We start from the raw sequence: 15,849 nt of genomic DNA, 5'->3' as shown, positions 1-15,849 counted from the left end.
GAAAGTAGGCATAACTGTAAGTTAACTTAACTTTTAACCAACTACATCAGTTATATTACTTTGGGTTTAGCAGGAATGTGCGAAGAAACTCAAGATTCTTTGTTTTAGGCTCAGAATTACGTTCCTAGGTAGTTCAGGGCATGTGGAATTTATATATAGATACTGGCATATCAAGCTTTGTAGATTTACAATCGCCTACTATTTTATTTTGTGGAGGGATATTTAATGGATAGTGTTATTGAAAAAAGATATCAAGATTGGTTGACTGATCCGTGCTTCGATCAAGAAACAATACAGGAACTAAAAAAAATTAAGGGTAATACAAAAGAGATAGAAGATAGATTTTATAAAGAGTTAGAGTTTGGAACAGCAGGCCTTAGAGGAATAATAGGTGCTGGAACGAATCGCATGAATAAATATGTGGTGCGTAAGTCAACTCAAGGTCTAGCTGATTATATAAAAGATAATGGTCAAGAAGCAGTAAAAAGGGGAGTAGTTATTGCTCACGACAATAGAAGGATGTCTAGAGAGTTTACAAAAGAAGCTGCTGCTGTTTTAGCAGCTAATGGTATTAAAACCTATCTTTTTGATGATTTAAGGGCAACACCTCAATTATCTTTTGCTATCAGGTATTTAAAATGTATATCTGGAATTGTAGTTACAGCTAGCCATAATCCACCGGAGTACAATGGGTATAAGGTTTATTGGGAAGATGGAGCTCAAATTGCTACTGAACAAGCTGAGGATATTATAGCTTCAATATCTAAAGTAAAGGATTTTAGCTGTGCTGAAGTAATGGATGTAGAAAAAGCCAAGGATAATGGTCTTGTTATAATGTTAGATAAAAAAATCGAAAACGCTTATATGAATGAAATCAAAAAGCAATCCTTGCGCGAGGACATTATTAAAAAAGTATCTGATGACTTTAAAGTTGTTTACACTCCTTTACATGGCACCGGTAATATTCCTGTTAGACGAGTGTTAAAGGAGGTAGGCTTTAATAATGTTTTTGTAGTGCCCCAGCAGGAAAAGCCAGATTCCGAGTTTAGCACTGTTAAATACCCTAATCCAGAAGATAAAGAAGCCTTTGAGTTAGCAATTAACTTAGCGAAACAAAAAGATGCCAATTTAATTTTAGGTACAGATCCAGATTGTGATAGAGTAGGAGCTGTAGTACGGGACCACCAAGGAGAATTTATTGTGTTATCAGGCAATCAAACTGGTGCCCTATTAGTAAACTATATTTTAAAAAGTAAAAAAGAAAAAAAACAACTACCTATTAATGGAGTTATCATAAAAACTGTTGTAACTAGTGAAATGGGTAGAGATATTGCAAAAAGTTATGGTGTTGATACTTTGAATACTTTAACCGGTTTTAAATTTATAGGAGCTAAAATTAAGGAGTTTGAGGCCACAAAAGAAAAATCATTTTTATTTGGATATGAAGAAAGCTTTGGCTATTTAGCAGGAACTCATGCTAGAGATAAAGATGCTGTAGTAACTTCCATGTTAATTTGTGAGATGGCTGCTTATTACCATGACAGAGGCATGAACCTATATGACGCTTTATTAGAACTTTATGATAAGTACGGCTATTATTTAGAAGGTTTAAAGTCTATCACTTTAGAGGGCAAGGCTGGCGTTGAACAAATAAAAGATATAATGACCTTTTTTAGAAAAGGCAATATGAATTATATAAGTGATAGGAAGGTTTTAATCTTTGAAGATTATGAGCAACAACAACGGATACACTTAAATGAAAATAGAAGTGAAAAGATGGACTTGCCTAAAGCCAATGTAGTTAAGTTTTTGCTAGAAGGTGGGGCATGGGTTGCTCTCAGGCCCTCCGGCACTGAGCCTAAACTAAAAATTTATGTTGGTGTAAAAGAAGATTCTTTTAAAGCAAGCCAAAACTTATTAAAGCAGATAATTGCTTGGATGAATGATAAGGTGGAAGTGATATAAGCCACAAAAAGCTCCTAAACATGGCATTCGCATTCTAGATTAGAGGAATTAAGTAAGTTTTGTCGAATTAAATTATATTATAGCTAAATTTAAGGAGCGCATCGTGTTGTGAAAAAAGATTTAAAATTATTTATATCTTGGAGTTTTGTTGTTTTTTGGATGGGATTAATTTTTTTCTTTTCTGCTCAGCCGGCAAAAGAATCTGCAGAGTTAAGCAGAGGAGTGACAGAGGTTGTTACAGAATTCATAGAAAAAGTAGTTCCCTTTACAATATTAGATTTTAATACTTTACACACTTTTATTAGAAAAGGTGCTCACCTTTTTATTTACTTTGTGTTAGGAATTCTAGTGTTTAATGCCTTTCAAGTGACTGGTATTAAAGGTTGGAAAGGGATCTGGTGGTCTCTCGGGGTTTGTGTGCTTTACGCCATCACTGATGAAATACATCAATTGTTTGTACCAGGAAGAAGTGGAGAAATGATGGACGTTTTAATTGATAGTGTGGGAGCAACTGGTGGTATTGCTTTTTATAAAGGGTTCCTAAGTCTTTTCCGCATAAAGTTGTGATGTTTACAGTGTTTATTATTGATTTTTATTGGGGTTAGCTAAAATCCCTTCAACAAAACGAGAAGTCAAAGAATTATAAATGGGCTTAATAGCCAGTAAAAGCTGGATTGGTTTAACTAACAATCAGTAAGGGGAAGAAAATCCCCACTGATTGAAGCTTCAGGTATAACTGTGCTACCTAGTTTATTAATAGCCGTGATTTTGATATGAGGTGTTTACGTGAAAAAAACCGCTTTACTATTGATGATAGTTATAATTGCTTCAAAGGTGTTCGGGTTTGCTAGAGAAATTACTCTAGCACATTTTTATGGCGCTTCTCCTATAAGTGATGCTTTTTTTATCTCATTAACGATCCCTGCAATAATTTTTTCTTTTTTTGGGGTTGCTATAAAGACTACTTATATCCCACTTTGTAGCGATATTTTAAGAGAAAAAAATGAAAAAGAAGCCATAAAATTTACAAATAATATTATAACTGTGCTAATGGTAATTTGTACTGTATTAGTCGTATTAGTGCAAGTTTTTCCTGAAACAGTGGTTACTATTTTCGCACGTAGTTTCGAGGGAGAATCGTTGTACTATGCAGTTAAATTTACTAGAGTTACTATCTTTACTATTTATTTCACTGCAATGATCCATGTTTTTAATGGGTATTTAAATTTAAAAAATAGCTTCTTAGCTCCTGAGCTCATCGGCATACCCATGAGTTTAATTATCATGCTTACGATAGCGCTAAGCTCATTGTATACCCCCGAGTTGTTAGGATACGGTAAAATAGTTGCGGTGATGGTGCAGCTTGCTGTTTTAATTCCGTTCCTGTTAAAGAAAGGATATAGGTATACAGCTACTTTAAATTTAAAAGATCCTAGACTTCAAAAGCTGATGTTTTTAACTATGCCAGTAATGTTTGGAACATCTATAAACCAAATCAATAAGTTAGTAGATAGGAATCTTGCTTCTGGAATTGTAGGGGGAGTGTCAGCTTTAAACTATGCTTATAGGCTTAATGGATTTATAAACGGAATTTTTGTTATTTCCATAGCCACTGTTATGTACCCAATGATAGCAAGAATGGCTAAAGAGAACAATCTTAGAGGACTTAAAAATACATTGGCGGAATCTATTGTTGGAATTAGTTTATTAGTTTTTCCCGCTACAGTAGGGGCTATGATATTTGCTGAACCTATTACCTCTATGTTATTTGAAAGAGGAGAGTTTAGTCCTGAGGCGGTTAAATTAACAAGTACCGCCCTATTTTTCTACTCTATAGGAATGGTTGCCTTTGGAATGCGCGAAATATTATCTAGAGTTTTCTTTTCGCTACAGGATACCAAGACACCGATGGTTAATGCTTCTATAGCGGTGGGAGTTAATATTGTCCTTAACATTATTTTCTTTAGAGCTATGGGCATAGGAGGACTTGCCTTGGCCACTAGTATATCTGCTATTTTTTGCTCCTTTTTGTTATTTATAAGTCTGAAAAAGAAAATAGGTAATTTGGGAATGAAAAACATTTTGATTTCTTTTGCCAAAATTGCTTTTTCGGCATGTATAATGGGAATAGCTGCTAAAGTCGTTTTTGATTTTTTGATAGGCTTTTTGGGTTCTAGACTGACGTTAATTTTATCGATAGGGTTTGGTGCTACAATCTATTTTGGAATTATCTTTTTTATGAAAATAGAAGAAGTGGACGTGCTATGGGCAGCTATTAAAGAAAAGCTTCCAAAGAAGTTTAAAGGGTTTGTATAGACTAGAGACTTGTATAAAAAAAATTGCAATTTATAAGTTGCCAGTTGAAAAAGGTTGTTCTATAATATAAGTTGAGTTAATTTTTGAAAGAGGTGGATATAGTATGGAAAATAACGATATGGAATTAGATTTAAAAGATATTTTTTATGTTATACGAAAAAGAATCTGGTTTGTTACGTTAATTACTTGCTTAGCTATCATAAGCAGTGGAATAGTTTCTAGTTTGTTTATTAGTCCTACTTATAGCTCTACAACTACTGTAATGGTTGGCAAAGCTTGGGAAGAGGGGACAAACTTACAAAGGTCTGATTTAGATCTTAATAGGCGCTTAGCGGAAAGTTATGGTCAGGTAGTAAATAGTAGGAGTGTGACTGAAGAAGTAATCTCCCGTTTGAACCTTGAGCTTACCAGCATCCAGTTACAAGATAAATTAACAGTTAATCAAGTTAGAGATACAGAATTTATTAAAATTGAGGCAAAAAATAATGACCCTATGAAGGCTGCTTTGATTGCTAATACAGTGGCTGAGGTTTTTATGGAACAAGTACAGGTAATAATGAATGTTGATAATGTACAAATATTAGATGAAGCTATTGCACCTGATAATCCTGTAAGTCCAAGGGTTAGGCTTAACATGGCTATAGCGGCAATCCTAGGATTGATGGCAAGCGTGTTTATAGTGTTTTTATTAGAATATCTAGATAACACCATTAAGTCTGAGAAAGATGTGCAGCGTCACCTAGAACTAGAAGTTATAGGAACTGTACCTTACTATGATCAAGAAGGGTAGGAATAGATAATGCAAAAGCTTGATATTGTAACTCATGCTCAACCTAAGTCACCAATTTCTGAAGCTTATAGAACTCTGAGAACTAACATCCAATTTTCTAGTTTAGATAAGCCTGTAAGAACTATAATGGTTACAAGTTCTGGTCCAGGAGAGGGCAAAACTACAACTTCCGTAAATTTAGCAACAGCTTTGGCCCAAACAGAAGAAAAAGTTGTTATAGTGGATGCTGATTTGCGTAAGCCTAGGATACATAAAATATTTAAAGCTATAAATTCTAGTGGAGTAACTAATATATTAGTAAATGATTTAGATTATAAAAAGGATGTTATAGTAACCGAAGTGGATAATTTGGATTTAATAACAGCCGGCACTACTCCACCTAATCCCTCAGAAATCCTGTCTTCTCAAAAGATGAAAAACTTTATAAGGCAGTTAAAAGAAGATTATGATTATGTCATTATAGACACCCCTCCTTCTGCTATAGTAACTGATGCAGCAATTTTATCCCAAAACGCTGATGGGGTATTACTGGTTTGTGCTTCAGGACAAGTAGCTATTGATGGAGCACAAAAGGCAAAAGAACTACTAACTAATGTAAATGCGAATATTTTAGGTGTTGTATTAAATAAGATACCGGTAGATGATGGAAGTTACTATGCTCAATATTACTACTCTGATTATTATGAGGATAGTAATGACTATAAACAAAAGGCTTCAGCTAGGGCAAAAAGGAGATTGGAAAAATGATAGATGTACATAGTCATATTTTGCCAGGAATTGACGATGGGGCCAGCTGTATAGAACAAGCTATAGAAATGGCAAAGATTGCTCAACAGGAAAATATTACAAAAATTATCTCTACCCCACATTATTTAGGCGAAGGACAAGATGCCTCTAAGGAAAGTATTCTAAAAGCTGCTAAGCTTTTAAATCAAAGTTGTGTTGATAACGGCATTGATATAGATATTTTAGTTGGTCAAGAACTGTATGCAAACATTAATCTTTTAGAAGATATTAAGAATAATAATGTTTTGCCATTAGCCAATACTGATTTTTTGCTTATAGAATTTCCCATGATGTCCCTACCTTCTTGGGCTGATGATATTTTACACGGTATTATGGTGTTAGGCTATAAACCTGTTATAGCTCATCCAGAACGCTATGGATATGTTATAAATAATCCAGATATAGTTAAAGAATGGATTAACATGGGATGTTTTACTCAAATAAATTCTATGAGTATTACAGGTAGATTCGGTAGCAAGGTACAAAAAGTAGTAAAAGAGCTTGCTACAAGGGATATGATTCATTTGCTAGGTACTGATTCACACTCACATAGAGGTCGCTCTCCTAAAGTGCAAGATTCTATATCTCTTTTAAAAAATTGGATTGGAACTAAAGACGCTAAAATGGTAGTGGATAATGGTTTTAGATTATTAGAAAACCAGGAATTAGTGACAAAGGTACCACAAACAAAAAGAAATAAGTTTGTTTCTTTTTTAAAAAGGATTTTATAGCTAGCAGCCGTTAAAAACGGCTGTTTTTTTATGGCTTTAAACAAGTCAAGTTCAATCTAGTGTGTAAACTAAATGATCAACTTTATATGTGTCGAATAAAGTCAATAAGTTTATCTTGAAAAATTAGGCAGTAAGTCCTATAATTAACTTAAGGAATAGGTATTTAGGGGGATGAAAAATGAGAAGAAAGTATAAACGAGGTTGGAGCTGGAAAGCGTTTTTGCTAAGTGTTTTTTGGTATTTTTATCATGGTATTATAGATAAAGCTATTGTTATGGCTGCAATAATTATTTTTTCTTTTGGTTTAGGAATTATTCCAGTTGCTATATATAGTGGTTTGAACGGTAATAAAGATTTATACAATAAAGCAATGCAAAATTTTTAATATAAAAAGAAGGTTTGTATCATTGATACAAACCTTCTTTTTATATTTGATGTTTTTGAAGATCTTCTTTAAATTCTCCGGTTAGCTTTTTAAACTCTTTTATGTTTTGTGACATATCTTTAATTCTATCTGTATATTGGTTAACACTAGCAGATACTTCTTCGCTTGATGCTGAGTTTTCTTCTGCTATAGCTGCTAAGCTTTCTATTTTATTATAGATATTGGATATAGAGTCGGTTTCCAAGGTGAGTTGGTCAATCATTTCTATGATGGATTGGGTTACAGAACCTATACTTTCTGTTGCTTTTTGATTGGAGTCAGCAACGTTATTTAGCTTATGACTTTCTTCTTTTAATATGCCAAACTGCTCTTCGATATCTTTAACAATGGCAAATATTCTTTCGCTAAAGGTGTTTAAATTCTCATTTATACTTAAAGCAGCTGTTTTAGATTCTTCTGCAAGTTTTCTTATTTCTTCTGCTACTACAGAGAAACCTTTTCCTTGTTCTCCCGCTCTAGCTGCCTCTATAGAAGCATTTAAAGCTAAAAGATTAGTTTGTTCCGAAATCGATGTAACTGCTTCTACAATTTCTGTTATATCTCCAGCTTGTTGCTCTAATTTGTCGCTATTTTCTTTTAAGGTTGCAAACTGGGATACTATTTTTTGAATGTTTTCGGTAGTTTGTAGTACGTCATTATAACCTTGATTTATATCACTTACTACACCCTCAAGTAAATCTTTGCTTTGGTTTTCCTTATCTACGATTTCCCGCAATGAAGATATATTATCACTTAAGATTGATACAGAGCTTTCGGTTTCCTCTGCTTGATTTATAGCCCCTTCAGCCACTTGTTCTACTACGTCTGAAATCTCTGAAGATGTTTGATCCATGTCATTAGATATACCAGTTAAGGTGGAGCCAAAACTGTCCATTTCATCGGCTATACCTTTAAAGCCAATTAAGTCTTTAACTAAGCTACCTTTATAATTGCTTATTGTTTTTTGCAAGTCCTCGTATTGGTCATTGGTTTTTATTTCCGTAGAAACGTAATAATCTTTATTTAGCATTTTGTCTAGAGAGTTGACAACTTCTTTAAACGGTCGATTGATTAGTTTAGCACTAGCTATGTTAATTATAAAAAAGCTTATTAAAAGCGACGGTATAAAAAGATTTTGTGGAACCATCAACTGGAAGGGATACGCTATAGCTGCTGTTATAGCAGTAGACAATAGAGCTGATTTAGTTTCACTACTTTTTATAAATCCTAAAGATAGAATTTTGTTTAAAGGAAAGTTTTTAACGTAATGAATTTGTTGAGAAAAAGTTATTTTTATTGTAATGCTTTGGTCCTTTTGCTCTTGAGTTTCTACTTCTATTGGTTCGTTAAAGAAATCCGAAGCTCCTTTTATAAGACCTATAAAATAGTCAAACATCTTTCTTTTAGATATGTACTTAATAGTTGCCTCATGGGAAGATACTACTTCCATGATAAGGCGGGGAGGTGTAGCATTTGGTACTTTTTCTGTAATTATGTTATGGATATCATCCATAGACCTTAAAAAAGAGTATAAATTTTTTTGCTGAAAATAACTAGGGTATAAGTTGAAAAAAGAGTAGATATTTTTTTGTCCTATCTGTTGCCATATTTCTCCTGTAGTGCTGTTTTGTTTTTTTGCGATGTAGTCAATGATTTTGTAGGGAATTTGTTCGTCAATATCTTCTGTAGGTTTAATAACTTTATCTGTTTCCCAGTTAACTTGTTCCATAGCTTCCGCTACCAAGTTTTCACCATATAACTCTTTGGCAGATTTAATCCATGCAGAAATAACTGTTCCTTTCAAGTTTAGCACCTCCATATTTTAGTGTAAGTGTATTATAATAGTAATTACTATTATAATACACTTATTTAATTTCGACAATAGGTTAAGATGTTTAAGGTTTTTAACAGGAGTTTTGGTGGTTTTTGGCGAAAATAGATAATAACGTTTAGGTTGGGAGGTGGGGTTTTGCTTAACTCTATTAAAAGTTTTACTGCACAATTGATGTTAAGTAATGAAAAAGGAGATGCTCTTCGTCTTAAGGTGGGGGAAAAAGTTAAAGCTAAGGTTTTAAAAGTGTATGCCCAGAAAGTAACTTTAAACTTACAAGGAAAGCTTTTGACAGCTAATATAGGTTCTTCGGATATTCCTCTTAGAGAAGGAGCTGAACAGACTTTTGTATACTCTGGATTAAGTAAGTCTGGAGAGATGGTTTTTAAGCCAGGTGATAGTCTAAAAGTAAATGATAAACAGGAGCATCAGGCCTTAGATAGAGTGTTAACTGAACTAAATTTACCTAAGTCTCAGCAAGCTAGAGAGATTGTTCAAAAGATGATGGAACTTAGGGTAAATTTAAATAGAAATGATATTCAAAAAGTAGCTAATCTTTTACCCACAAAAGGTGAAAATAAAGAAATGTTACATAGACTTGTATCTCTAATTAAAGTTGGCGCTAGTTTGTCTAAAGATAATGTAGAGATTATGAGAATAGATGTAGGTCAGAATATGGCAGAGAATATGGAAAGCTTACAGCAAGTTGCGACCAATTTAAATAAACGTAATAATTCTATTAATTTAAGCAATATAAGTAAAGAAATAAATAAATTTATAAAAGAAAATAAAGTTGTTATTGAAAACAAGCAAAGCATAGCTCCAAAAATCAAAGAGTTTGTATCTCAGCCTAAAGTTGAAAATGTTTTTAAAACATTGACAAAGGTTGCTTCACAAAGACACATGCCGGCAGAAACTTCGCTAAAAAATGTAGAGGTTTCTTTGGAACACAATCGAGGTTTTGTAGAGGTAAAATCTCATAATTTACTTTCAATTAAAACGGGATTTGAGTCTTTTAGACCTTTATTTAGTAGTGAGGGGCTTACTCAACAAAGTCAATTGCCAGAGCAAAGCTTTATAAAAAATATTATATTGCCAAATAATTTACTGGAATCAAAACAAGTTGAATTAAAGCCCCATGAAAATCTAACTGAAAAAAGCCAAATTTTCGTTAGTGAGTTAGAAGAAAAGCAAATAGTTCGTCCCATTGTGGGCATGGCTAGAAATTTTGCGACAATGGATGTACAATTGTTAGCTAACTCATCAGATACCCATAATTACAACTTAACCATCGATGTACCTATCGAGCACAAAGGTAAGTTGCATATGGCCAACATAAATATAAAGCAGGAAAAAAAAGCAAGTAAAGATTCCCATGACACAGGAAAAACTTTTATAACAGTGAATGTTAAAACTAAAAACTTAGGTGATGTAGTTTCCAAACTTGATATTCATAAAAACAATCTCAATTGTATTTTTGAAGTTGAAGATAGCAAAACCGTTGATATGTTAAAGGGTGAGTTTTACAGGCTTCATGAAATGTTAGATGATGAGTTTAAAGTAATAAATATAGACGCTAAGCTGAAAGCTAAAGATGAGGTTATACCTAGAGAAAAGAGTGACAACATTAAGTTAAACAAGCTTGATATAAGAGTGTAGGTGACTTTTAGTTATGGATGATAAAATAAAAAGAGATAAAGCAGTAGCTTTAAAATATAAAAAAGGCGAGAAAGCGTCTCCTCAAGTAGTCGCTAGAGGGGGAGGGGTTGTAGCGGAAAAAATTCAACAAGTAGCTCAAGAAAATCAAATACCTCTTTATAATGATAAGCAGTTAGTAGAACAGCTTATTAGGTTGGAAGTTTCAGAGCGGATTCCACCGGAATTATATAAGGCCGTCGCTGAAGTGTTGGTGTTTGTTTATTCTATGGATAGGGAGTAAGTTGGGGCAGGTGGACAGCGGACAGATGATTAGTTGCACAGGAAGCAAGTTAAGCTAGGCAATAAGTAGTTTCTTGAAAAGTTTAAAATCAACTTCGTAGGGACCAAGCATTTTTATATTAATGTTTGAGTTAGACTATAGTTTATAGGCAAGGGATATGAGTTTACAATGTCATTAAAAAAACAAAACTTTTTGTGGTGTCCATTGATTGATGCCCGGCACTGAGACCTGCCACTACCGTCTGGCGGGTATCTTTACATTTTTTTTCTTTTTAGATACTTATTTGTTACGGTTTATAATTTGTAGCTAAAGTACCTGTCAACTTTCTCTGGCATTAGGTTTAGTAAAAATTTGCTCAATTTGCTAACTTTTTCTGATTTTTGCAGGTATTTTGTTTCGTTTGTGGAAATATTATAAAAAGAAAGTTTATAGCTTTACTATTAAAGTGATGGTGGGCTAAAATAAAAAAATAGGGGGTAATATTTTGGAACTATTAAAAAAACTAACAGAGGCTAATGGTATACCAGGTAGAGAGGAAAGAATTAGAGAGATTGTTATTACAGAAATGAAAAGTATGATGGATGAAGTTAATGTTGATGCTATGGGAAATGTAATCGGTGTTAAAAAAGGAAAAGGAAATAAAAAAGTCATGTTATGTGGGCATATGGATGAGATAGGCTTTATTGTGTCTCATATAGATGATAAAGGATTTTTGCGTTTAAATCCTGTTGGTGGTTTTGATCCTCGAACTTTAGTAGCCCAGAGAGTAAATGTTCATGGTAGAGAAGATTTGAAGGGAGTTCTTATGCCAGGAATTAAGCCGGCTCATTTAATGACTCCAGAAGAAGCAAAAAGAACTTTACGAGTTCAAGACTTTTTTATAGATTTAGGAAGAACAAAAGAAGAGGTAGAAAAGCTTGTTAGAATAGGTGACTTTGTTACTTTAGATAGAAATTTTGAAGAAATTGGAGACAATTTTTCTGCTAAAGCTTTGGATGATAGAGCTGGGGTTTATATTATGTTAGAGGCTATAAGGAAACTTCAAAGTCATGATGTAGATATTTATGCTGTAGCTACAGTGCAAGAAGAGCAAGGATTGCGTGGAGCTACTACAGGAGCTTATGGTGTTAGACCAGATGTTGGTCTTGCTTTAGATGTGACTATTGCTGGAGATGTGCCAGGGGGAAGTCCTGATTCTGTAGTTACTAAACTAGGCGATGGTGCAGCAATCAAGTTGATGGATTCTGCGGCTATTTCTAATTATAAACTAGTTGATTTTATGAGGGATTTAGCTGAGGACAACGATATAAAGTATCAGATGGAGATTCTACCTAGAGGTGGTACTGACGCAGGTGCTATGGAACGTGCTCATACTGGTTGTCCTGTTATAACTTTATCCCTTCCAACTAGATATGTTCACAGCAATGTTGAAACCGCTAATAAAAAAGATTTACAAGCTACAATAGATTTACTTGCAAAGTTTTTAGAAAATGTTCATAAGGGAGATTTTAGTTTATAGTCAAAAAGCTGGAGCCTAGCGCTCCAGCTTTTTTGTTAATCCTTTGTGAGATTTTTGCTTAATAACTAGAAAAAAATCTAAGAATTGTAAGTGGAGCAACATTCAGTAAATTCTCCATTGGTTTAGCTAATAGTCAACTCTTGTTGATTGAAGTTTCACTTTATAATATAGTAACTGCTAACTTACGTCTAAAGTGATAGGTTTTGCATATACATAGTACTAAAGTGTGGATTACGTGGACGAAGGGGTGAGGGCGTTGAAGGATTTCAATAAGGAAGACCTTGAAGATATACTGAAGCAATTAGTTTCTATGAGAACTATAGAGGTTAATAAAATTAAAGGAAATATGGATAATACTAATGATTTAACTAGCTTTTTATCTGATTGTCAAAAGAAAATATTACATTTAGAGCGGGCGATACAACATTATCATCAATTTTTAAGAGAGTGGATGTTATATAGTACCGGTGAAAAGGTTGAAGATGACGAACCATCAAAAAGAACTTCATGGACTATCCATAATAATATTATAACTATTGCTATTCGAAGACCCAATAGTAAGTATGCTACTACAATTAGGTTTCCCGTTTCTTTAGCTAGAGAAATTGTAAATTTTATTTTTGAATTTGTTGATGAAAATAAAGTCATTAAGAGATCTGATATTTTGAAAAAGTTTGAAAGAGAAATTATAGAACAAACAACTTATAATTCTAACTCATCTGGTCAAGTAGTTTATGCTCTTATATTGGTTTTATTAAAAGAAGATGTTTTAAAGGCAAGTAAAAACAATAAGAGGGAATATGTATTAAAGGAAAGAAAAATGCTCTTTAGCTAATTTTTTTTAAAGGTTAACTGGTTATAGATCAGCAAATTTAATCGTAGGTGGAAGATCAACATTTAGTAAAATTTTAATTGGTTAAATAACAATCAGTAGGTAGGGAAGGAAGCCCTATGAATAAAGTTACTATTAAATAAGAGCAGTGCTGATTAGCACTGCTCTTATTTTTAATTCATTTCTTCAAAATATTGAGGTTTTTCCTCTAAAAATTCTGTTAAAGTTTTGTAATCTGATTGTTTAAATTTTTCAGCTGTTTCTATACCTATGTATCTGAAATGCCATGGTTCATAGATATATCCTGTTATATTAGCTTTGCCTTCTGGATAACTCATGATAAAACCGTATTTATGGGCATTTTTTGCCAACCACTTGCCTTCGGGAGTATCAGCAAAGTCTTGAGAAAGTGAACCGCTACCATCACTAAAGTCAACGGCTGTACCTAGCTGGTGCTCTGATTGACCAGGTTTTGCGCTGAATTTATTTGCCTGTTCTCTACCATGGCGAGAAGCGTTGTTGGTAAATATTCTTTGTTGATAATTATAGCCTCTATACGCTGACATAACTGTTAGTTGGTTAAGTTCCCCTTTTTCAGCAGCTTTAAAAAGTTTTATCAAATGTTTTAGCGCTTCTTCTCTCAGCTGAAGTTGTATATTATTATGAGTATATTCTAGTGGAATCTGTTTTAAATCTTCGGGATGATATCTGCCTAGGTAAGTATCTTTAGTAACTAGCGCTTTAAGATAGTCGCCATCTGTTATCACTAAATTATTTTCAATTGGGGAATCCAGCAATTTAAACTTGGCGATTATCTTTTTACTACCTTCTAAAGTTAGCTCAAGGTTTTGATTTGTAGAGATTATTTCATTATTTTGTTTCCATCCTACAAATTCATAACCTGGGTTAGGGGTTGCTTGTGCTGTTACATCTTCACCTTTTTTAAATTGTCCGCCACCTTCTACGGTTCCGCCAGGGATTGTACCCTCTTTAACTGTAAAGGTGAAGACTTCTTCAAATATAGCAGTAATATCTTTTTGTTCCTCTAACATAAACTGATATTGTTTTTTATTTGAAATAACTTGGTCATCTATTTTCCAGCCCTTAAACTTGTAGTTTTTCCTAGGAAAGGCTTGGATAGTTACTGTTTCTCCTTTTTTATATTGACCACTACCTAATACAGTTCCGCCATCCACGTCACCAACATTTACGTTTATAGATATATGGCCTGGAGAAAAGTTTGAGCTGATATGCATAATTGCAAAAAATAATATTATGATAAATACAAAAATAATAGCTATGATAGAAAGATTTTTATATTGTTTCTCTAAGTCCAAATAATCACCTCCTACTTAATAAAGTTAACACAAATTGCTAGTGGGGACAATACAAAAATTCTTTACATAGAACGTTTGTTCGTTTATACTGAAGATATAAACTTCAAAGAGGGTGACTTTAAAGATGAATAATATATTTCATGTTGATGTAAATTCTGCCTATTTATCTTGGGAGGCAGTGTACAGATTGCAAATGGGGGAAAAAAAAGATTTGCGAGAAATTCCTTCTGTAGTAGGAGGTAATGAGGAAAATCGACATGGAATTGTGCTGGCAAAGTCAATTCCTGCTAAAAAGTATGGTATACAAACTGGAGAAACACTTTTTTCTGCTAGACTTAAATGTCCAGAGTTAGAGGTCGTTCCCCCTAGGTATCATATTTATATGAAATGTAGCCAAGAAATGGAGGAGTTGCTAAAACGATATTCTCCTAATGTACAGTTTTACTCTATTGATGAGATGTTTATAGATTACACCAACATGGAAAAAAAATTCGGTAATGCCATAGATGCTGCTTACACTATAAAAAGACAAATAAAAAAAGAACTTGGCTTTACTGTAAATGTAGGAGTAGGACCCAATAAGTTGCTGGCTAAAATGGCATCGGGGTTAAAGAAACCAGACAGGGTTCACACTTTGTTTTTTGATGAAATCTTTGAAAAAATGTGGCCATTACCTGTAAATAAATTATTTATGGTGGGAGGCAGAACTGCTAAAAAACTTGATGTCTTAGGCATTAAGACTATAGGTGACCTTGCTACAGAGGATATCTCTAAATTATATAAAATATTTAAAAGTCACGGTGTACTAATACATAATTATGCCAACGGTTTAGAGAATTCCAAAGTTCGCAATGAGCCTATGCCTATAAAAGGTTTAGGAAATTCATCTACTTTTTCTTTTGATGTTTGTAGTGAAAAAGAAGCGCTGATGCTGCTTTTATCGCTAACAGAAACTGTTGCTACTAGGCTTAGGAGGGGAAATTTTAGGGCAAAAGTTATAAAAATTCATATAAAGGATAAAGACTTTTTCACTTTTTCTCACCAAAGAAAAGTTGTTAATCCAATTCAATCAACGGATGCTATATATAGTGTAGTAAAAGAACTTTTTTTAGAAGTATGGCATAAAAAACCTATTAGAAAAATGGGAGTAGCATTAGGAGATATATATACTTCTGATTATGAGCAAATTACCTTTTGGGAAGAAGATGATAAAACAAAAAGAATGTTGGATAAAACCGTAGACAATATTCGAAAAAGGTATGGAGCAAAGGCTGTATTTAGATCATGCTTTTTACATTCTGGCATAAAGCCTTTAGAAGGAGGGGTAATTGATAATGAAGACTATCCTATGGTCTCTAGCGTGCTGTAATAGGGAGGGG

General features: G+C 33.5%; 14 protein-coding genes. 12 read left to right on the top strand and 2 right to left on the bottom strand.

The features are described 5' to 3' along the window. The first annotated feature begins 225 nt into the window (after positions 1–225). From PRVXT_RS07710 to PRVXT_RS07680, 7 genes are all read left to right on the top strand, one after another. On the top strand, positions 226–1,965 hold the full coding sequence (locus tag PRVXT_RS07710) for a phospho-sugar mutase (protein ID WP_350342306.1): 1,740 nt from the start codon (positions 226–228) through the stop codon (positions 1,963–1,965). Positions 1,966–2,073: 108 nt separating this feature from the next. Further along, positions 2,074–2,532: a VanZ family protein gene (locus tag PRVXT_RS07705; RefSeq protein WP_350342305.1), complete on the top strand. Its 459-nt coding sequence runs from the start codon at positions 2,074–2,076 to the stop codon at positions 2,530–2,532. A gap of 219 nt (positions 2,533–2,751) precedes the next feature. Continuing rightward, the gene (murJ, locus tag PRVXT_RS07700) at positions 2,752–4,281 is read left to right on the top strand and encodes a murein biosynthesis integral membrane protein MurJ (protein ID WP_350345075.1); all 1,530 of its coding nucleotides are present in this window, start codon (positions 2,752–2,754) and stop codon (positions 4,279–4,281) included. Between the two features lie 103 nt (positions 4,282–4,384). Continuing rightward, positions 4,385–5,071: a YveK family protein gene (locus tag PRVXT_RS07695; protein ID WP_350345074.1), complete on the top strand. Its 687-nt coding sequence runs from the start codon at positions 4,385–4,387 to the stop codon at positions 5,069–5,071. Between the two features lie 6 nt (positions 5,072–5,077). After that, positions 5,078–5,818 carry a CpsD/CapB family tyrosine-protein kinase gene (locus PRVXT_RS07690; protein WP_350345133.1) on the top strand — a complete coding sequence of 247 codons (741 nt, stop codon included), beginning with the start codon at positions 5,078–5,080 and terminating at the stop codon, positions 5,816–5,818. Further along, positions 5,815–6,588, top strand: coding sequence for a tyrosine-protein phosphatase (locus tag PRVXT_RS07685; RefSeq protein ID WP_350345073.1), 774 nt, complete (start codon positions 5,815–5,817; stop codon positions 6,586–6,588). Before PRVXT_RS07690 ends, PRVXT_RS07685 begins: the two co-directional genes overlap by 4 nt. Before the next feature lie 178 nt (positions 6,589–6,766). Beyond that, the gene (locus PRVXT_RS07680) at positions 6,767–6,973 is read left to right on the top strand and encodes a hypothetical protein (protein ID WP_350345072.1); all 207 of its coding nucleotides are present in this window, start codon (positions 6,767–6,769) and stop codon (positions 6,971–6,973) included. 40 nt (positions 6,974–7,013) lie between these two features. On the opposite strand, the gene PRVXT_RS07675 is transcribed toward PRVXT_RS07680, so the two are convergent. Next, complete coding sequence (locus tag PRVXT_RS07675; protein WP_350345071.1) at positions 7,014–8,816, bottom strand: methyl-accepting chemotaxis protein; 1,803 nt, start codon at positions 8,814–8,816, stop codon at positions 7,014–7,016. A 165-nt stretch (positions 8,817–8,981) separates the two neighbouring features. Here PRVXT_RS07675 and PRVXT_RS07670 point away from each other — a divergent pair, with 165 nt between their 5' ends. From PRVXT_RS07670 to PRVXT_RS07655, 4 genes are all read left to right on the top strand, one after another. Beyond that, a complete protein-coding gene (locus PRVXT_RS07670) occupies positions 8,982–10,502 on the top strand; it encodes a hypothetical protein (protein ID WP_350345070.1) in 1,521 nt (506 codons plus the stop codon). Between the two features lie 13 nt (positions 10,503–10,515). Next, positions 10,516–10,782 carry an EscU/YscU/HrcU family type III secretion system export apparatus switch protein gene (locus PRVXT_RS07665; protein WP_350345069.1) on the top strand — a complete coding sequence of 89 codons (267 nt, stop codon included), beginning with the start codon at positions 10,516–10,518 and terminating at the stop codon, positions 10,780–10,782. A 484-nt stretch (positions 10,783–11,266) separates the two neighbouring features. Next, positions 11,267–12,301, top strand: coding sequence for a M42 family metallopeptidase (locus PRVXT_RS07660; RefSeq protein WP_350345068.1), 1,035 nt, complete (start codon positions 11,267–11,269; stop codon positions 12,299–12,301). Between the two features lie 256 nt (positions 12,302–12,557). Beyond that, a complete protein-coding gene (locus tag PRVXT_RS07655; protein WP_350345067.1) occupies positions 12,558–13,136 on the top strand; it encodes a hypothetical protein in 579 nt (192 codons plus the stop codon). 170 nt (positions 13,137–13,306) lie between these two features. Here the strand turns inward: PRVXT_RS07655 and PRVXT_RS07650 are convergent, their stop codons facing one another. Next, entirely contained in the window at positions 13,307–14,470 is a 1,164-nt protein-coding gene (locus PRVXT_RS07650) for a D-alanyl-D-alanine carboxypeptidase family protein (protein WP_350345066.1), read from the bottom strand. Between the two features lie 124 nt (positions 14,471–14,594). Between PRVXT_RS07650 and PRVXT_RS07645 the strand changes: the two genes are divergently transcribed. Continuing rightward, positions 14,595–15,839, top strand: a complete 1,245-nt coding sequence (locus tag PRVXT_RS07645) for a DNA polymerase Y family protein (protein WP_350345065.1) — start codon at positions 14,595–14,597, stop codon at positions 15,837–15,839. The last annotated feature ends 10 nt before the right edge of the window (positions 15,840–15,849 follow it).

Origin of the sequence: Proteinivorax tanatarense (assembly GCF_040267685.1) — a bacterium.
GTDB classification, from domain to species: domain Bacteria; phylum Bacillota; class Proteinivoracia; order Proteinivoracales; family Proteinivoracaceae; genus Proteinivorax; species Proteinivorax tanatarense.
This window is presented reverse-complemented; position numbering and strand designations above follow the sequence as displayed.